The organism is Rathayibacter sp. AY1D2, assembly GCF_002932695.1.
In the GTDB taxonomy this organism is placed as follows: domain Bacteria; phylum Actinomycetota; class Actinomycetes; order Actinomycetales; family Microbacteriaceae; genus Rathayibacter.
Map to the genome: position 1 here is coordinate 20,206 of NZ_PSVX01000027.1, position 16,729 is coordinate 36,934.

Consider the following 16,729-nt stretch of genomic DNA (forward strand, 5'->3'; position numbering starts at 1 on the left):
GCCGCACCCCGGACGGGGGTCGGAGACGCTCCCCGAGCAGTCGTCAGCGGTCGGCGGGAGCCGGGTTGCGGATGCCGAGGAGGGAGACGACGCCGCCGGCGACCAGGAGGGCGGAGGTCGCGACGGCGGCACGGGAGAAGCCCTCGACGTCGAGCGAGTCGCCGACCACGAGCGAGGTCGCGGCGATGGCGACCAGCCCCGCGATGCGCGAGACGGCGTTGTTCACGGCGGAGCCGACTCCGCTGTGCCCGTCCTCCACCGCGCCGAGGATCGTCGAGGTCAGCGGAGCGACCGTCACCGCGAGGCCGAAGCCGAAGAGGAGGATCCCCGGCAGCAGCTGGGTGGCGTAGTCGGCGCCCTCGTCGACGAAGGAGAGCAGGAGGAACCCGGCCGCGGCGATCAGCGGTCCGACGCCCATGAAGAGCCGCGGGCCGAACCGCGCCGACAGCGACCCGGAGACCTGCGAGAGCAGGAGCAGCAGGATCGTCGGCGGGAGCGTCGCGAGCCCGGCCAGGGTCGCCGAGAAGCCCAGGGTCTGCTGCAGGAACAGGCCCAGCGCGAAGAAGCCGAAGGAGAGCGCGCCGTAGACGAACGCCGTCGAGACGTTGCCGACGGTGAAGTTCCGCGACGCGAAGAGCGACAGCGGCAGCATCGGATGCGCCGCTCGCCGCTCCCACACGACGAACGCGACGAGGGCGGCGACTCCCCCGATCAGGGCGGTCAGCACGAGCGGATGCTGGATCCCGAGCCGCTCCTGCTCGATCAGCGCGAACACCGGCCCTCCCAGGCCGATCACCCCGAGCACGGCGCCGACGCCGTCGATCGGCACCCGGGTCCCCGAGTCGACCGCGCCGAGCCTGCCCAGCAGGACCAGCGTCACCGCGATCGGCAGCAGGTTGAGCGCGAAGACGTACCGCCACGAGCCCGCGTCCACCAGCAGGCCGCCGAGCACGGGGCCGGCGATCGTCGCCGTGCCGGTCCAGGCCGTCCACGCGCCGATGGTCCGGGCCTGCGCGGCGCCGTGGACGGTCGCGATGATGAGGGCGAGCGAGCTGGGCACGAGGATCGCGCCGGCGGCGCCCTGGAGCATCCGCGCCACGATGAGGACCTCGGCGGTGGGGGCCAGCGCGCACAGCAGCGAGGTGACACCGAAGCCGATCAGGCCGATGGTCATGCTGCGGGCCCGGCCGATGCGGTCGGCGAGCGAGCCGGCCACGAGGATCAGCGCGCCGAGCGTGATCAGGTACCCGTCGACCACCCACTGCTGCACCGCGAGCCCGCCGCCGAGCTCGCGGGTGATGGCGGGCAGGGCGACGTTGACGACGGTGCCGTCGAGGAAGGCGACGAAGGAGGCGAGGACGGCCACCACGAGCACCGCGCGGCGGCGCGTCTCGGCGGGGTCGGCGGAGGCGGTCATGCTCGGGCTCTGGTCACCCGCTCACCGTACCGGCGGCCGCCGCTCCCGGGGCCGGGAGGGCGGGCATCCGGGCCCCCGAGCGCGGCCGCACGACGGATCCAGACTCGTCGCATACTCTCGTAGCCATGTCTGCGCAAGGAACCGCCCGCGGCGGCGTGCTCGCCCGGGTCCTCGGGATCGTCGGAGCCAGCCTCGCCGGGGGCCTGCTGATCACGGTCGGGGTCACTCCCGCCCTCGCCGTCACCGGTCTCGCCGAGAACAACCCGATCGGGCTGTTCGAGACGGTGCCGGAGTACCTCGAGCTCGGCCAGCTGGCCCAGAAGACCGAGATCTACGCCAAGCGCACCGACGGCTCGGACGAGCTGCTCGCCTCCTTCTACGCGCAGAACCGCGAGGAGGTGGCCTTCGACCAGGTCAGCCAGTCCGTGAAGGACGCGGCGGTCTCGACCGAGGACCCGCGCTTCTACGACCACGGCGGCGTCGACCTGCAGGGCACGATCCGCGCGGTGCTCAGCAACATCGTCGGCGGGGACCTCCAGGGCGGATCCTCCATCACCCAGCAGTACGTCAAGAACGTCCTCGTGCAGAAGGCGGAGTCGCTGAGCGCGACCGACGAGGCCGCCTCGGAGGCCGCCTACGAGGAGGCGACCGCGACCACTCCGAGTCGGAAGCTCAAGGAGATGAAGCTCGCCGTCGACCTCGAGAAGAAGTACAGCAAGGACGACATCCTCCTCGGCTACCTCAACATCGCGGGCTTCGGCGGTCAGGTCTACGGCATCCAGGCGGCGGCCGAGTACTACTTCTCGACCACCGCGGCCGACCTGAGCCTGGCGCAGGCCGCGAGCCTGATCGCCACGGTCAACAACCCCAACGGCCTCAGGATCGACCAGCCCGAGAACATCCCGGACAACAAGGTCCGCCGCGACTACGTCCTCGACCAGATGCTGCAGGAGGGGAAGATCTCGCAGGCCGACCACGACGCCGCCGTCGCCGAGGAGGTCGTCCCCGCGATCACGCAGACGCCCACCGGCTGCCAGACCGCCGGCAACGCGGCCTTCTTCTGCGACTACATCACCCGCGTCGTCCAGAACGACCCGGCGTTCGGCGACGACGCGGACACCCGCCTCGCGAACTTCCAGCGCGGCGGCTACAAGATCTACACGACGCTCGACCGCGACCTGCAGGACACCGCGGCCAACGCGACGAACAACGCCGTCCCCAAGGTCCCCACCCTCGACACCAACATCGGCAGCGCGACCGTCTCGATGGAGGTCGGCACCGGCCGGATCCTGGCGATGGTGCAGAACAAGGACTACGACGCGGCCGGCGCCGTGAACGGCGCGAACTTCTCCGCCGTCAACTTCAACACCGACACGGCCTACGGCGGCTCCGCCGGGTTCCAGGTCGGATCGACCTACAAGGTGTTCACGCTCGCGCAGTGGCTCGCGAGCGGACGCACCCTGAACGAGACGATCAACGGCCGAGAGCGCACCTTCTCGGGCTTCCCCGCCAGTTGCGCGCCGGGCGGCGAGCTCGACACCTCCTACGAGGTCAACAACGACGACAGCGAGAACGGCAGCTACAGCGTGCTGACCGGCACGATGCAGTCGATCAACACCGTCTACGTCTCGATGGCGCAGCAGCTCGACCTCTGCGCGATCCGCGACCGCGCGGTCGGCTTCGGCGTGAAGGCGGCCGACGGCGGCGAGGTCGACTACAAGCCGTCCGCCGTCCTCGGCTCGGACACGCTCATCTCCCCCCTCTCGATGGTCACCGCCTTCGCCGGCTTCGCCAACAACGGCACCGCCTGCTCCGCGATCGCCATCGACTCGATCACCGACGCGACCGGCGCCGCCGTCCAGCCGCCGACCTCCACCTGCAACCAGGCCCTCAGCCCCGAGCTGACGGCGGTCGCGAACTACGCCCTGCAGCGCGTCGTCACCGGCGGCACGGCCGCCCAGTCCGACCCGGACGACGGCATCGAGCACATCGGCAAGACGGGCACCACCGACAACGCGGAGTCGACCTGGATGGACGGGGCGAGCTCGCGCGTCGCGACCGTGGTCTGGGTGGGCAACATCGACGGCCACACCTCGATGCGCGAGGTCCGCTTCCCGAACTCGGAGCTCGAGAGCCGCCCGTACGCCTCCAACATCCGCCACTACATCTGGAACTCGGTGATGACCCGCGCCGACCAGAAGTACGGCGGAGACGACTTCGAGGAGCCCAGCAGCGCCCTGCTGAACGGCCGCCAGATCGCCGTGCCGACCGTCTCCGGCCGCTCGGTCGACGACGCCACGGAGGCGCTGGAGGACCTCGGCTTCGACGTCGAGGAGGGGGCGACCATCGACTCGTCGCTCCCGGCCGGCGTGGTGGCGGGCACCGACCCGGCCGCGGGCACGACCGTCGCGCGCTACTCCGACATCGCCCTGCTGATCAGCAACGGCTCGCAGGTCCCGGCTCCCGCCACCCAGGCACCGGCTCCGGCTCCGACCGGCACGGGAGTCCCCGCGACCGAGGCTCCCCCGGCGACGCCCACGGCGACCCCGACAGCGACAGCCACGGCGACTCCGACGGCGGAGGTCGAGGAGTGAGCTTCGACGCGGACTTCCTCGGCGTCCCCGCGGGTGCGCCGCTCCTGAGGGTCGAGCGCCCGGTGCGGCTCCTGCCGTACACGCACTTCGAGGTGCTGCTGGATCCGGAGCGGCGCCTGGCCGTCTCGACGGCCGTGAACATCGACGGCGCGCGCCTGGTCGAGCTCGGCCGCGGCGACGACTGGCACCTCGACGACCGCATCCCCGCCTCCGAGCAGACCGGGCCGGAGGTGTACGCCCGCAACGACCTCGACCGCGGCCACCTGGTCCGCCGCCGCGACCCCGTCTGGGGCGACCGGGACGAGGCCGCCGCGGCCAACCGCGACAGCTTCTGCTACACGAACGCCGCGCCCCAGGCGAGCGGCTTCAACCAGTCGCAGGAGCTGTGGCTCGGGCTCGAGACGCTGGTGCTCGAGTACGCGCAGACCTGGCGCACGCGCCTGAGCGTCTTCACCGGGCCCGTGCTCGCGGACGACGACCCGGTCTACCGCGGTACGGGCATCCCCCGCCGCTTCTGGAAGATCGCGGCGTGGAGCCCGGACGGATCGACGCTCGCGACGAGCGCGTACCTGCTCGACCAGAGCGAGCTCGTGGAGCGCGTGCGCGAGGGCCTGGTGCCGCTCGGCGGCTTCAGGACGTTCCAGCTGCCGGTCGCCGCGATCGGCGAGCTGACAGGTCTCGACGTGGACCTCCTCGCCGGGGCCGACGTGCTCGGCTCGGCAGGACTCCGGCCGGAGCCGTGGCGCGAGATCGTCGAGCCGTCCGACGTGGCGAGCGGCCTCCTCCCCCGCTGAGGCTCCGCCGGGGGCAGGATGGGCGGATGAGCACCCCCGTCCTGGTCGAGATCACCTCCGGCGCCGTCGTCCTCCGCGACCCGGAGGGTCCGCTCGTCCGCGTCGACGAGGCGGGCTACCTCCGCGGCGACGGCGTCTTCGAGACCGTCGCGGTCCTCGACGGACGTCCCCGCGCGCTCACTGAGCACCTCGAGCGGCTGGCCGGATCGGCCCGGGCCGTCGGGCTGACGATCCCGGAGGCGCCGCTCTGGTCCCGAGCGGTCGACCTCGCCGTGGCGGAGCACGACCGGGTCGACGACCTGACAGTCCGCTTCATCGCCGCCCACGGCTCGGGCGACTCCGCCCGGTGCACCGTGCGCGCGGCTCCGACTCCCGACTCGAGCGCGCTCCGGGAGAAGGGCGCGGCCGTCGTCGTGCTGGACCGCGGGTACGAGAGCGGTCCGCTCGCGCCGTGGCTGCTCCCGGGCGTCAAGACCACCTCGGGCGCCGTCACCCGGGCGGCGCTGCGCGAGGCGGCATCCCGGGGCGCGGACGACGTGGTCTGGCGCACGAGCGACGGGCTGCTCCTCGAGGGAGCGACGTCGAGCCTGGTGCTCCTCGGCGACGGGGTGCTCGCGACGCCGCTCTCGGGCAGCGTGCTCGCCGGCACGACGGTCGAGCGGGTCCTCGCGCTGGGCGAGCGCCGCGGGCTCGCGTCGTCGCGCCGCGAGCTGCCGGTCTCGGCGCTCACCGGTGCCGATGCGGCGTGGCTGGTGTCGAGCACCCGGCGGGCGATCCCCGTCCGCTCGGTCGACGGCGCACCGCTCGCGATCGACGCCGGCCTGACGGCGGCGTTCGAGGCGGGGCTGCTCGCCGGCTGACCGCGTCCGCGGCTCGGACTCCCTGCGCGTCAGGCCGCTGCGGCCAGCGCGCGGGAGGTGTGCGGGCCGACGCCGGCCTCCTCCGCGTCTCCGAGATCGGCGAGCGTGTCGACGTCCAGCCTCAGCGTCGACGAGCCGGGCAGCACGACGACGGCGCAGCCCGCGTCGCGGTGCCGGGCCAGCGAGCCCGGGCCGAACGCCGGAGCGACGAGGGCTCCGGCCGCCAGCAGGAGCGCCGTGGTGCCGCTCCCCTCGCGGTCCGGGACGACGGCCGGGAGCGACCGCGTCGCGAGCGCCTCGGAGAGGTCCGACGGCAGCAGGGCGGGCAGGTCCCCGGTCAGCACGATCACCGGGGCGCCCGGCCGGCGGTGCAGGGCGGCCTCGGCTCCCCCCGACACGGCGGTGTCGAGGGTCCCCGGGTCGGGCACCACCACCAGCTGCGGGTGCTCCGCCCGTGCGCGGTCGGCCGCACCGGCGTCGGAGGTGACCAGGAGAAGGCTCGTCACCGCCTCCGCGGCGGCCACCGCGGCGAGCGTGTCCAGGAGGAACGCCTCGGCCAGCGCCGCGCGGCCCGGCACGTCGAGGCGCGTCTTCGAGCCGCCGCGGCCCTTGAACACGACGACCGCGCTCCAGCCGGTCACGCGCGCTCCTCGCGCGAGGCGGCTCCGGCCGCGAAGCCCTCAGCGAAGGCCTCGTCGGCGCCGAGGCGGAACATGTCGTCGGGGCCCGTGCGGGTCAGCGTGCGGGCGCCCGGGCTCTCGACTCCCGTCACCAGGCGGGCGAGCCCGCGGACGACGGCGACGGGGCGACCGCTCGCCTTGCCCTTCACCAGGTCGCCGAGCGCGGCGATCTCGTCCGCCACGGCCGGCATGGTCACTCCCAGCGTGCGCCCCAGGGCGTCGACCCCGCCGCGGAGGTCGTCGATCACGAGGACGCCCGCGGCTCCGATGGCCGCGTCGGTCTGCCCGACCCGCCACGCGCGGCCCAGGGTGTCGCTGACGAGCACGCCCACCTCCACGCCGAGCCGCTCCCGGAGGCCCGCGCAGAGGGCCCGTGCCGAGGCGTCCGGGTCGACGGGGAGGAGGAGGACCGTCCCCTCCGCGACGTTGCTGGCGTCGACTCCGGCCGCCGCCTGCACGATCCCGAGGCGGTTCTCCACGATGCGGGTGACGCCGGACCCGTGCGCCCGGGTGGCGACGACGCGGACGGTCTCGGCCGTGATCGCGTCCTCGCGGTCGGTCGCGGCGACGACGCGCCCCTCCGCCTTCGAGACGATCTTGCTCGTGACCACGAGGATGTCGCCGTCCGCGGGCCGGTCCTCCTCGAGGGCGGCGGCGACGGCCGCGAGGATCAGCTCGAGCAGGTCGTCACCGGGAGTCACCTCCGGGATGCCGTCGAGGGCCCAGGCCTGCACGCGCGTCTCGCTCACCGGTCCATTCTCCCGGCTGCCGCGGGCGCACGGGTCCACGGCCCGAGATCGCCCGGGCAGGCGATCGGCGGCGCCTCAGCCGGCGGCGAGGTACGCGGCGACCGCGGGCGGCACGTAGGGGGCGACGTCGCCGCCGAGGGAGGAGACCTGCCGCACCAGCGAGCTCGACACGTGGGCGTGCGCGGGGTCGGGCAGGAGGAACACCGTCTCGACGTGCGCGAGGTTGCGGTTCACGATCGCCATGGGGGTCTCGTACGCCACGTCGACCTGCGAGCGGATGCCCTTCACCAGGATGCTCGCCCCGACGTCGGTGCAGTAGTCGACGAGCAGGCCCATGCTCCACGAGGCGACGACGATCCGCCCCTCGACCCCCGCCTCCGCGATCGACTGCTCGATGAGCGAGACGCGCTGGGCGATCGGCAGCAGCGCCGTCTTGGCGGGGTTGTGCACCACCACGACGTGCAGCTCGTCGACCAGGCGCGCGGCCCGCTCGATCACGTCGAGATGACCGAGGGTCACGGGGTCGAAGGAGCCGGGGACGACGGCGATGCGGGCCATGCCGACAGAGTAGCGGGCGGGCACCGCCTAGCTCTTGGCGAGGAACTCCCGGTCGCGGTCCTGCACGCGGCGCTCGAGCGCGGCACGGAGCCGGTCGTGCGCGGCGAGCGACGGGTCCTCCGCGAGGAGCCGCTCGGCCAGCGCCCGCGCCTCCACGATCACGTCGGCGTCCTGCACCACCCGCAGCAGGCGGAGCGACGAGCGCCCGCCGGACTGCGAGTCGCCCAGCACGTCGCCCTCGCGGCGCAGCTCCAGGTCGACCTCGGCGAGCGCGAAGCCGTCGAGCGTCGCGGCGACCGCCTCCACCCGCTCGCGCGCGACCGTCCCCGCCTCCGCCGCCGTCACGAACAGGCACACCCCCGCGACGCCGCCGCGCCCGATGCGCCCGCGGAGCTGGTGCAGCTGCGAGACCCCGAACCGCTCCGCGTCGAGCACGACCATCATCGAGGCGTTCGGCACGTCCACGCCGACCTCGATGACCGTCGTCGACACCAGGACGTCGATCTCCCCCGCGGCGAAGGAGCGCATCACGGCGTCCTTCTCCTCCGTCGTCATCCGCCCGTGCAGCGCGGCCGACCGCCGCTTCCCGAGCAGCGGATGCGCGCGCACGCCCTCCAGCGTGGCCGCGACGGTCGTGAGCGGCGCGGCGGCGTCCTCCTCGGGCGGCTGCGCGCCCTCGGCGGGCTCCCCCGGCTCGATCGCCGGGCAGACGAGGTAGACCTGGTGGCCCGAGCGGATCTCCTCCTCGGCGCGCTCCCACGCCCGCGCGATCCACGCGGGATGGTCGGCGAGCGGGACCACGTGGCTCGTGATGCCGGGGCGCCCGGCGGGCAGCTCGCGGATGGTCGAGGTGTCGAGATCGCCGAAGACCGTCATGGCGACGGTCCGCGGGATGGGCGTGGCCGTCAGCACCAGCACGTGCGGCGGGGTGGCGCCCTTCCGGCGCAGGGCGTCCCGCTGGTCCACGCCGAAGCGGTGCTGCTCGTCGATCACGACGAGGCCCAGGTCGTAGAAGGAGACCGCGTCGCCGAGGAGGGCGTGCGTGCCGACGACGATCTTCGCCGTGCCCGAGACGATCCGGAGGAGGGCCGCGCGGCGCTGCGCCGCCCCCAGCCCGCCGGTGAGGAGGGTCGGCACCAGCTCGGCCGCGAGCTCCGGGCCGAGGGTCCTCGCGATCGAGCGGAGGTGCTGCCCCGCGAGCACCTCGGTGGGAGCGAGCAGCGCCGCCTGCCCGCCGCTCTCGGCCGTGGCGAGCATCGCCCGGAGCGCGACGAGGGTCTTGCCGGAGCCGACCTCGCCCTGCACCAGCCGGGTCATCGGGCTCTCGGCCGCCAGATCGGCGGCGATCTCGTGCCCCACCGCGGTCTGGTCGCCGGTGAGGGCGAAGGGCAGCGCGGCGTCGAAGCGCTCGAGCAGCCCGCCGGGGCCGGGCACGCGGGCGGTCGCGGGGCTGCTGAGCGCCGAGGCCCGGCGCTCGAGCAGGGCGAGCTGCAGGAGGAACGCCTCGTGGAAGCGCAGCGTCTCGCGCGCCTGCGCCTCCTCGCCCTCCCGCTGCGGGCGGTGGATCAGCTCCAGCGCCTCGCCGAGGCCCAGCAGCGAGCGGCCGGCGCGCACCTGCTCGGGCATCGGGTCGGGCACGTCGCGCAAGCCGTCCAGCAGCACGCCGATCGCGGCCTGGAGCTGCCAGCTCGAGATCGCGCTGGTCGCCGGGTAGATCGGGATCGGCCGCTCGGCCCAGTCCTTCGCGAGCTCACCGCCTCCCGTCTCCGTCGCGGCGGCCTCCTCGTCGTCGAACAGGCGGTAGTCGGGATGCGTGAGCTGCGGGGTGTCGCGGAACATCGAGACCGTGCCCGCGAAGATCCCGCGCACGCCGCGGTGGAGCTTCGCCGCGCGCCAGGGCTGTCCGAAGAACGTCAGCGAGAGCGTGCCCGAGCCGTCCGAGATGACGACCTCGAGCAGGGTGCCGCGCCGGTTGCGCATCGGCCGCTCGCGCACCTCGCGCACCTCCGCCACGATCGTCACGCTCTCTCCCACGGGGAGACGCGAGAGCGCCGTCAGCTCGCCCCGCTTCGCGTAGCGGCGCGGGTAGTGGCCCAGGAGCTCGCCGACCGTGCGGTACCCGAAGGCCTTCTCGACCGCACTCGCCGTGCGCGGCCCGATCAGCGGCGCGAGCGAGGCGTCGAGGGGGTCCGGGATCACCTAGCGATCATAGGTCGGACCTCGGACGCGCGAGCCGGGCGACCGGGTCCAGCGCCGAGCGGGGCACGACCGACGCGAGCACCCGACGACCGGCACCCGCGGAGCCGCGGAGCGCGGCGGCCACGGCGGTCGCGTCGTCCCACGCCTCCGACTCGCTCGCGGACGGCGAGTAGCGCCGGCGCTCGACGCGCTCCCGGAGCCCCTGCAGACGTGCCGCCGCTCCGGGGTCGAGGGCGGGAGCAATGCGGGCCTCCTGCGCGCGCGGCGACTCCGTGTCCTCCACGGGGACGCCCAGGTCGCGGGCGGTCGCCAGCAGCTCGGCCCACGCGGCCTCGACGGAGCCGGAGCGCGCGGACCGGCGCCGCAGCGCGCGCTGGACGGCGCGCATCAGCCAGGGGACGAGCACGAGCAGCAGGAGCAGCACCCAGAGCGTCGCCGCGGGAGCCGCCGTGGTGCTCGAGGCGCCGACGGCGCCGGGGGTCGGCGTCGCCGACGCGGCCGTCGGAGTGGGTGTCGCGGCGGGAGCGCTGGTCGCACCGGGCGCGGTGGTCGCGGTCGAGCCCGGGGCGGTGGGGCCCGAGGACGCCGTCGCGCTCGGCAGGGTGTACGAGGCCGGAGCGCCGCGGCTGGGCGTCGGCTCGAAGGGCAGCCAGCCGACCCCCTCGAAGTACAGCTCCGGCCAGGCGTGCAGGTCGGAGGAGAGGACGCGGTAGGTGGTCAGGTCGCTGCCGCCGGAGGGCACGACGGAGCCGGGCTGGTAGCCGATGGCGAGCCGCGACGGGATCCCGAGCTCGCGCGCCATCACCGCCATCGCCGAGGCGAAGTGGACGCAGTAGCCCTCCTTCGTCGTCAGGAACGCCGAGAGCACGCCGACTCCGTCGCCGTCGTAGCCCTCCTCCGCGGGGGTGTCCTCGGAGTAGCGGAACTCGGACGAGCGGAAGTACGTCTGCAGCGCGCGCGCCCGGTCGTAGGCGGTCGGAGCCTCCGCCGTGACCTCCTCGGCGGTGGTGCGGACGATCTCGGGCACGTCGTCGGGGAGCGAGAGGTACCGGTCGACGCCGGACGGCACGGGCGCGGCGAGCAGCTGCTGCGGGTCGGGCTCGAGCCGCAGCGCCTGCACCTGGTAGTCGTCTCCGGAGCGGGTCGTCGCGTCGCCGCGGATCGAGCCGTCCTGCACGTCCTGGAGCCAGCCGTCGCCGACGCCCGTCAGCGACGAGACCGGATACGGCACGGGGAGCCACTGGCTCCGCAGCGTCTCCACCGAGACGTCGACCTCCTCCGCCTCGCGCGGCACGCTCTCGGAGAGCCCCTCGGGCGTGATCGGCGCGTCGATCGGAGCGGTCTGCTCCGTCTCGCTCGGCGCCCAGTCGTCGCCGTCGAAGTCCGAGACGGTCAGCACGCGGAGGTAGACGGGCAGGTCGGAGTCGGTGGCGTAGCGCAGCACGGTCACGGGGTTCGGGCGGCGCAGGTCCGCGCCGAGGGCGACCACCGGGTCGATCGCGCCGTTGAAGAGGCTCCCGGAGACGCCCGAGGGGGCGGTGGTGCGCGCGTAGCCGGCCGCCGAGCCGGCGACGACTCCCGCGCCCAGGACGACGACGGTCACGGCCGCGAAGGCGGGCAGCACGGCCGAGGCCGCGCTCGGGCCGCTCGGGCGGCGGGGGGCGGCCGTGGCGGCGAGCACGCCCGCGTAGGCGAGCGCGGTGACGACGAGGCTCGCCCAGGACACCTCGGAGGGGTCCACGATCGCCGGCACCGCGAGCAGCGCCGCGGGGAACAGACCGGCCAGGGCGGGGAGGCGGACGGAGAAGGCGAACAGGTCGGCCGCCCAGGCGAGCACGACCACCCCGCCGATCAGGAGGAACGAGATGCCGTCGTCGGCGACCGCCGGGAGCCCCTGCTGCGCGATGGACTGGAAGCCGCCCTGCGCGAGCGCCTCCGCCTGCGCGACGGCGCCGGGCGTGGGGATCACGAACAGCAGGGCCCGACCGGGCACGAACATCGCGGTCAGCACGCCGACCATCGTCAGCGTGCCGAGGATCGGCGGGACGACGGGGTGCACGCGCAGAGCCCGGGCGGCGGCCGGGACGCCGAGCACCACGGCGACCGCGCTCGCGAGGAGCACCAGCCAGTCGACGCCGACGAGGAGCCGGCCGATCCCGGCGGCGGCGGCCGTGATCGCGAGGAAGAGCAGACCGCTCAGAGGAGCCGACCCGGCGCGCGGATCGCTCTCGGCGCGGCGGCTCACGCCACCACCCGCAGAGCGAGGGCCTGCGCCCACGCCTCCTCGACGGAGGCGCTCTGGTCTACGGACACGGCGTACCAGCCGAGCGAGGCGAGAGCCGCCTCCTCCTCAGCGGTGCCGGCGACGACGAAGGCGATCGCGGGGCGCGACTGCGCGGCCAGGGAGCCGAGGGCGTCGAGGTCCGACTCGAGGAGTCGGGTGAGCACGGCGAAGACCGGGCGTACTCCCCCCGTGTCGCGCATGTCGGCCGAGATCCGGGTCACCGCGTCGACCGACTCGCGCGAGGGCGCCAGCTCGGCCAGGCGCAGCAGCACGGCGTGCGCCACCTCGCGCTCGTCCTCCGAGTGCTCCGGCTCGCCGTCCGCACCCGTCTCGACGAGGTGGGTCTCGAAGCCGCGGTCGAGCAGGTGCACGGCGAGGGAGGCCGTCATCGACACCGCCCACTCGAGCCGGTCGTCGCCGCGCCGCTCGAGCACGCGCTCGGCCCGGGTCTCGAGGAGGATCCACGCGTGCGGATCGGTGTTCTGCTCGTCCTGGCGGACCATGAGCTCACCGGAGCGGGCGCTCGCCCGCCAGTGCACCCGGCGCATGGCGTCCCCCGGGCGGTAGTCGCGCGGGATCACGTCGTCCGTGCCGGCGCCGGCCGTCGCGTGCGCGACCGGGCTCGATCCGCCTGCTCCGTGCGCGTCCAGGACGTCGCTCTGGAGCGGCACGACCCGCGGAGTCACGACGAACGGCTGCGCAGCCCCCACGACGCTCTCGCGGAGCGCGAGCCCGAGGCCGTCGCCGCGCACCAGGCGCAGCGGGCCGATGCGGTGGATCCCGCGCCGCTCGGCGGGCAGACGGTAGCGGGCGCGCACGCGGCCGCCCGACGGGACGCCCGGCAGCCCGAAGACGCCCTCGGCGACCGGCCGGCCGACGACGACCCCGCGCTCCACGCGCTCGAGCCGGTCGTGGGCGCGCGCCCCGCTGCGGACGGCGCGGCCGCGGTTCTCGAGCAGCACGTCGACCTCCACCACGTCGCCGGCCGCGACGGTCTGGGGAGCGAAGCGGCGCTGCACCCGGAACGACGCCGGCGCCAGGAGCAGGGAGACGAGCGCGCCCAGGGGCAGGCCCAGCAGCACCAGGCCGACGAACAGCAGCTCGCGGAACTCTGTCAGCGGCGCTATCACCACTCCCGCGACGCCCAGCAGAACGAGCGCCCAGCCGCGCAGCGTCAGCGCGACCCCGCGGAGCGCGGGCAGACCGCCGAGACGGGACGACGGCGTCTCGGCGGGGCGGGCCTCAGTCGCCACGGTTGCCGAAGGGGACGGGGGTGGCCGCGACGATGCGCTGCACGATCTCGGTGACCGAGTGCGAGGATCCGGCGCCGGAGCGGCCGGGGAGGCGGGTGGCGGGCAGGAGGCGGTGGCCGAGCACGGGGACGGCGAGCGCGTCCACGTCGTCCGGCACCACGAAGTCGCGGTCGCTGAGGGCGGCAAGCGCCTTCGCGGCGGCGATCAGCTGGAGCGTGGCGCGCGGGCTCCCCCCGAGCCGCAGCTCGGGGTCCACCCGCGTGGCCTGCATGATCGCCACCACGTACTCCTGCACAGGCGGTGCGACGTACACGGAGCGCACGTAGGCCATCATCCGCTCGAGCTCGGCGAGGCCCACGACGGGCCGCAGCTCCTCGAGCGGGCTGGCCGAGTCGCGGGTGCGGATCATCTCGAGCTCGGCGCGCTCATCGGGGTAGCCGAGCGAGAGGCGGGCCATGAAGCGGTCGCGCTGGGCCTCGGGCAGTGAGTAGGTGCCCTCCATCTCGACCGGGTTCTGCGTCGCGATCACGGCGAAGGGGCGCGGGAGGAGGTGGGTGGTGCCGTCGACCGAGACCTGGCGCTCCTCCATGCACTCCAGCAGCGCCGACTGCGTCTTGGGCGAGGCCCGGTTGATCTCGTCGCCGATCAGGATGTTCGCGAAGACCGGGCCCGGCTTGAACTCGAAGTCGCGGGTCGCCTGGTTGTAGACCGAGACCCCCGTGACGTCGGAGGGGAGCAGGTCGGGCGTGAACTGGATGCGCGCGACGCTGCCGCCGACCGAGGCCGCCAGCGACTTCGCCAGGACCGTCTTGCCGGTGCCGGGGACGTCCTCCATCAGGAGGTGCCCACCGGCGAGGAACACCGTCAGCGCCATCGAGACCTCGGCCGACTTGCCGTCGATCACGCGGGTGAGGTTCCCGAGGACGGCGCCGCAGTGCGCCGTGAACTCCTCGCGGGTCAGGGGCGTCTCGGGTGCCGCTCGGCGGCCGACAGCGGAGCGGGTGTCTTCGAGCGACGTCATAGCTACGGATTCTCGCAGTCCTGACGGGAAAAGGGTCCAGGTTCCGCGAGTTCGCAGTGTGCCGCCAGGCAGGAGCCGCGCGGCGGCCACCGGACGCCGCAGGCAGGGGTGCCGCCCTATGCTCGGTCCGGTGACCAGGATCATCGCCGGATTCGCCGGCTCGCTCACCCTCCGGGTCCCGCGCGCGGGCACCCGCCCCACCAGCGACCGCGTGCGCGAGGCCGTCTTCTCGGCCCTCGAGGCCCGGGACGCCCTCGACGGCGCGACGGTGGTCGACCTCTACGCGGGCTCCGGCGCCCTCGGGCTCGAGTCGGCCAGCCGCGGAGCGAGCGCGGTCGTCCTGGTCGAGCGCGACCCGAAGGCCGCCCGGACCGCGGGCGAGAACGCACGGGCGATCGCGACCGCGGCTGCCAAGAACAAGCGGCCCGCCCCGCGGATCGAGGTGGTGACCGGCTCGGTCCGCTCCTTCCTCGACGGCTCCCCGGCCCTCAACACGGACACGGTGTTCCTCGACCCGCCCTACGACCTCGGCGAGGACGACCTCGCCGCCGACCTCGCCGGCGTCCTGCCGCTGCTGCGCGAGGACGCGGTGGTCGTCGTGGAGCGGAGCTCCCGCAGCCCGGAGCCGCGCTGGCCCGCGGGTCTGGAGCGGGAGCGGAGGAAGGACTACGGCGAGACCACGATCTGGTGGGCTTCGCCTGCGTCGCCCGCGCCGGCCGCCTCGCCCGCTTCCTCCCCGGCCGGCTGACCGGCCTCAGCCCGCCGCGCCGTCCCAGCCGAGGTACGGGTCCCAGCCCCCGCGCCCCTCGAGCGCGACCCCGCCCAGGCGCACCTCCGGGCCCCCCTCGCGGACGACCCCGAGCGGGACGAAGCCCTCCGGCAGCGCCGCGGCGGGCGGGAAGCACGCGAGCATCGCGTGGTCCTCGCCACCTCCCAGCACCAGCGCCCTCGCCAGGTCGAGGTCCACGCCCTCCACCCCCGTGAGCCCGCGCGCGTGCACGTCGACCGCCGCGGCATCGAGGTCGATCGCCACTCCGCTCGCACGCGCCATCCGACGGGCGTCGAGCACCACGCCGTCCGAGACGTCCATCATCGCGGTGGCGGTCCCGCCCGCGGCCTCGCCCGCGGAGATCGGCGCGGTCGGGCGCAGCTGCGCCTCGAGGAGGGACGGATGCCGCTCGCGGAGCCGGTCGGCGAGGTCGGCCGACGGCTCCCCGTCCCGCCGCGCCTGCTCGAACAGCAGGCGCAGCCCGAGCCCCGCTCGTCCCAGCGGGCCGGCCACGGCGAGCACGTCCCCCGGCCTCGCACCGCTGCGGAGCACCGGCGGTCGTCCGTCGAGCGAGCCGAACGCCGTGATCGAGAGCGTCAGTGTCGCGGAGGCGGACAGGTCTCCCCCGACGACTCCGCATCCCGGCGCCATCGCGGCGCAGCCGGCGGCGAGTCCGCCCGCGATCCCCTCCAGCACGTCGACGCCCAGCGACTGGGGCGCCGCGAGCGCGACGACGAGCCCGGTGGGACGGGCCCCCATCGCCGCGACGTCGGCGAGGTTCGAGGCCGCCGCCTTCCAGCCCAGGTCCGCCGGGCTCGACCAGGCCAGCCGGAAGTCGGGGCCGTGCACCATCATGTCCGTGGTCACCACGAAGCGGCCGTCGGGAGCCCGCAGCACCGCGCAGTCGTCGCCGGGCCCGACCAGGGTCTCCGCGCCCGGGCCGCCGAGCCGGGCCAGCACCCTCGCGAGCACCTCGCCCTCGCTGAGCTCGGCCAGGGTGGGACTCCGATCCTCTGCCATGGTTCACACGCTAGCGTTGACGGCGATGTCCCCCCGCCGACTCCGCTCCCCCCTCCTCGCCGCCGCCGCCGTCCTGCTGCTCTCGGGCTGCTCGGCCAGCGTCGCACTCGAGCCCGCCGCCGATGCGACGAGCACCGGCTGCGCCGAGGTCTCGGTGCGCCTGCCCGACGTGGTCGCGGAGCAGCCCGAGCGCGAGACGAACGCTCAGGGCACCGCCGCCTGGGGCACCCCGGCCGCCGTCATCCTCCACTGCGGAGTCGAGGTGCCCGGCCCGACGACGGACCTCTGCGTGAACGTCAGCGGAGTCGACTGGATCATCGACGAGACGCAGAAGGACGAGGACATCTACACGCTGACCACCTACGGGCGCGATCCCGCGGTGGAGATCACCGTCGACCAGAGCCGCGCGTCCGGATCCTCCGCGGCGCTCGACCTGGCGAACGCCGTCTCCTACGTCCCGCAGACGCGCGAGTGCACCGACGTCTCGGACGCCGACACCCTCGATCCGACGGACACGCCCACCGGCTGAGT

At 74.6% G+C, this 16,729-nt stretch carries 14 protein-coding genes; 5 read left to right on the forward strand and 9 right to left on the reverse strand.

The features are described from left to right. Window positions 1-43: 43 nt before the first annotated feature. Complete coding sequence (locus C5D04_RS08695) at window positions 44-1,417, reverse strand: DHA2 family efflux MFS transporter permease subunit (RefSeq protein ID WP_104325299.1); 1,374 nt, start codon at window positions 1,415-1,417, stop codon at window positions 44-46. A 125-nt stretch (window positions 1,418-1,542) separates the two neighbouring features. Here C5D04_RS08695 and C5D04_RS08700 point away from each other — a divergent pair, with 125 nt between their 5' ends. The 3 genes from C5D04_RS08700 to C5D04_RS08710 are packed head-to-tail and all read left to right on the forward strand — an operon-like array spanning window position 1,543 to window position 5,665. Then, window positions 1,543-4,011, forward strand: a complete 2,469-nt coding sequence (locus C5D04_RS08700; protein WP_104291479.1) for a transglycosylase domain-containing protein — start codon at window positions 1,543-1,545, stop codon at window positions 4,009-4,011. After that, complete coding sequence (locus C5D04_RS08705) at window positions 4,008-4,805, forward strand: DNA/RNA non-specific endonuclease (RefSeq protein WP_104246547.1); 798 nt, start codon at window positions 4,008-4,010, stop codon at window positions 4,803-4,805. The genes C5D04_RS08700 and C5D04_RS08705 overlap by 4 nt, the downstream gene beginning before the upstream one ends. A gap of 26 nt (window positions 4,806-4,831) precedes the next feature. Continuing rightward, the gene (locus C5D04_RS08710; protein ID WP_104291480.1) at window positions 4,832-5,665 is read left to right on the forward strand and encodes an aminotransferase class IV; all 834 of its coding nucleotides are present in this window, start codon (window positions 4,832-4,834) and stop codon (window positions 5,663-5,665) included. A 29-nt stretch (window positions 5,666-5,694) separates the two neighbouring features. Here the strand turns inward: C5D04_RS08710 and cofC are convergent, their stop codons facing one another. The 7 genes from cofC to C5D04_RS08745 form a co-directional block, all read right to left on the reverse strand. Next, window positions 5,695-6,306 carry a 2-phospho-L-lactate guanylyltransferase gene (gene cofC, locus C5D04_RS08715; RefSeq protein ID WP_104291481.1) on the reverse strand — a complete coding sequence of 204 codons (612 nt, stop codon included), beginning with the start codon at window positions 6,304-6,306 and terminating at the stop codon, window positions 5,695-5,697. Then, complete coding sequence (locus tag C5D04_RS08720; protein ID WP_258062832.1) at window positions 6,303-7,094, reverse strand: coenzyme F420-0:L-glutamate ligase; 792 nt, start codon at window positions 7,092-7,094, stop codon at window positions 6,303-6,305. The genes cofC and C5D04_RS08720 overlap by 4 nt, the downstream gene beginning before the upstream one ends. Before the next feature lie 75 nt (window positions 7,095-7,169). Then, window positions 7,170-7,652, reverse strand: coding sequence for a pantetheine-phosphate adenylyltransferase (coaD, locus tag C5D04_RS08725; RefSeq protein WP_104223138.1), 483 nt, complete (start codon window positions 7,650-7,652; stop codon window positions 7,170-7,172). Between the two features lie 27 nt (window positions 7,653-7,679). Then, entirely contained in the window at window positions 7,680-9,851 is a 2,172-nt protein-coding gene (locus C5D04_RS08730) for an ATP-dependent DNA helicase RecG (RefSeq protein ID WP_374953764.1), read from the reverse strand. A gap of 7 nt (window positions 9,852-9,858) precedes the next feature. Then, on the reverse strand, window positions 9,859-12,096 hold the full coding sequence (locus tag C5D04_RS08735; RefSeq protein WP_104347588.1) for a DUF3488 and transglutaminase-like domain-containing protein: 2,238 nt from the start codon (window positions 12,094-12,096) through the stop codon (window positions 9,859-9,861). Continuing rightward, window positions 12,093-13,388 carry a DUF58 domain-containing protein gene (locus C5D04_RS08740; RefSeq protein WP_104347589.1) on the reverse strand — a complete coding sequence of 432 codons (1,296 nt, stop codon included), beginning with the start codon at window positions 13,386-13,388 and terminating at the stop codon, window positions 12,093-12,095. The genes C5D04_RS08735 and C5D04_RS08740 overlap by 4 nt, the downstream gene beginning before the upstream one ends. Continuing rightward, window positions 13,378-14,409 (reverse strand): MoxR family ATPase, encoded by a 1,032-nt coding sequence (locus tag C5D04_RS08745; RefSeq protein WP_104225624.1) that lies wholly within the window; start codon window positions 14,407-14,409, stop codon window positions 13,378-13,380. The genes C5D04_RS08740 and C5D04_RS08745 overlap by 11 nt, the downstream gene beginning before the upstream one ends. Window positions 14,410-14,539: 130 nt before the next feature. Here C5D04_RS08745 and C5D04_RS08750 point away from each other — a divergent pair, with 130 nt between their 5' ends. Then, window positions 14,540-15,157, forward strand: a complete 618-nt coding sequence (locus C5D04_RS08750; protein ID WP_104325389.1) for an RsmD family RNA methyltransferase — start codon at window positions 14,540-14,542, stop codon at window positions 15,155-15,157. Between the two features lie 6 nt (window positions 15,158-15,163). Here the strand turns inward: C5D04_RS08750 and thiL are convergent, their stop codons facing one another. After that, window positions 15,164-16,198, reverse strand: a complete 1,035-nt coding sequence (gene thiL, locus C5D04_RS08755) for a thiamine-phosphate kinase (protein ID WP_104295027.1) — start codon at window positions 16,196-16,198, stop codon at window positions 15,164-15,166. A 25-nt stretch (window positions 16,199-16,223) separates the two neighbouring features. On the opposite strand from thiL, the gene C5D04_RS08760 reads away from it, so the two are divergent. Further along, a complete protein-coding gene (locus C5D04_RS08760; RefSeq protein ID WP_104223096.1) occupies window positions 16,224-16,727 on the forward strand; it encodes a DUF3515 family protein in 504 nt (167 codons plus the stop codon). Window positions 16,728-16,729 lie beyond the last annotated feature (2 nt).

Bases quoted from the DNA above. Each gene is read 5' to 3' on its own strand.
- C5D04_RS08745 (WP_104225624.1), bottom strand. From the start codon at position 14,409: ATGACGTCGCTCGAAGACACCCGCTCCGCTGTCGGCCGCCGAGCGGCA.
- C5D04_RS08695 (WP_104325299.1), bottom strand. From the start codon at position 1,417: ATGACCGCCTCCGCCGACCCCGCCGAGACGCGCCGCCGCGCGGTGCTC.
- thiL (WP_104295027.1), bottom strand. From the start codon at position 16,198: ATGGCAGAGGATCGGAGTCCCACCCTGGCCGAGCTCAGCGAGGGCGAG.
- C5D04_RS08760 (WP_104223096.1), top strand. From the start codon at position 16,224: ATGTCCCCCCGCCGACTCCGCTCCCCCCTCCTCGCCGCCGCCGCCGTC.
- C5D04_RS08700 (WP_104291479.1), top strand. From the start codon at position 1,543: ATGTCTGCGCAAGGAACCGCCCGCGGCGGCGTGCTCGCCCGGGTCCTC.
- C5D04_RS08710 (WP_104291480.1), top strand. From the start codon at position 4,832: ATGAGCACCCCCGTCCTGGTCGAGATCACCTCCGGCGCCGTCGTCCTC.
- coaD (WP_104223138.1), bottom strand. From the start codon at position 7,652: ATGGCCCGCATCGCCGTCGTCCCCGGCTCCTTCGACCCCGTGACCCTC.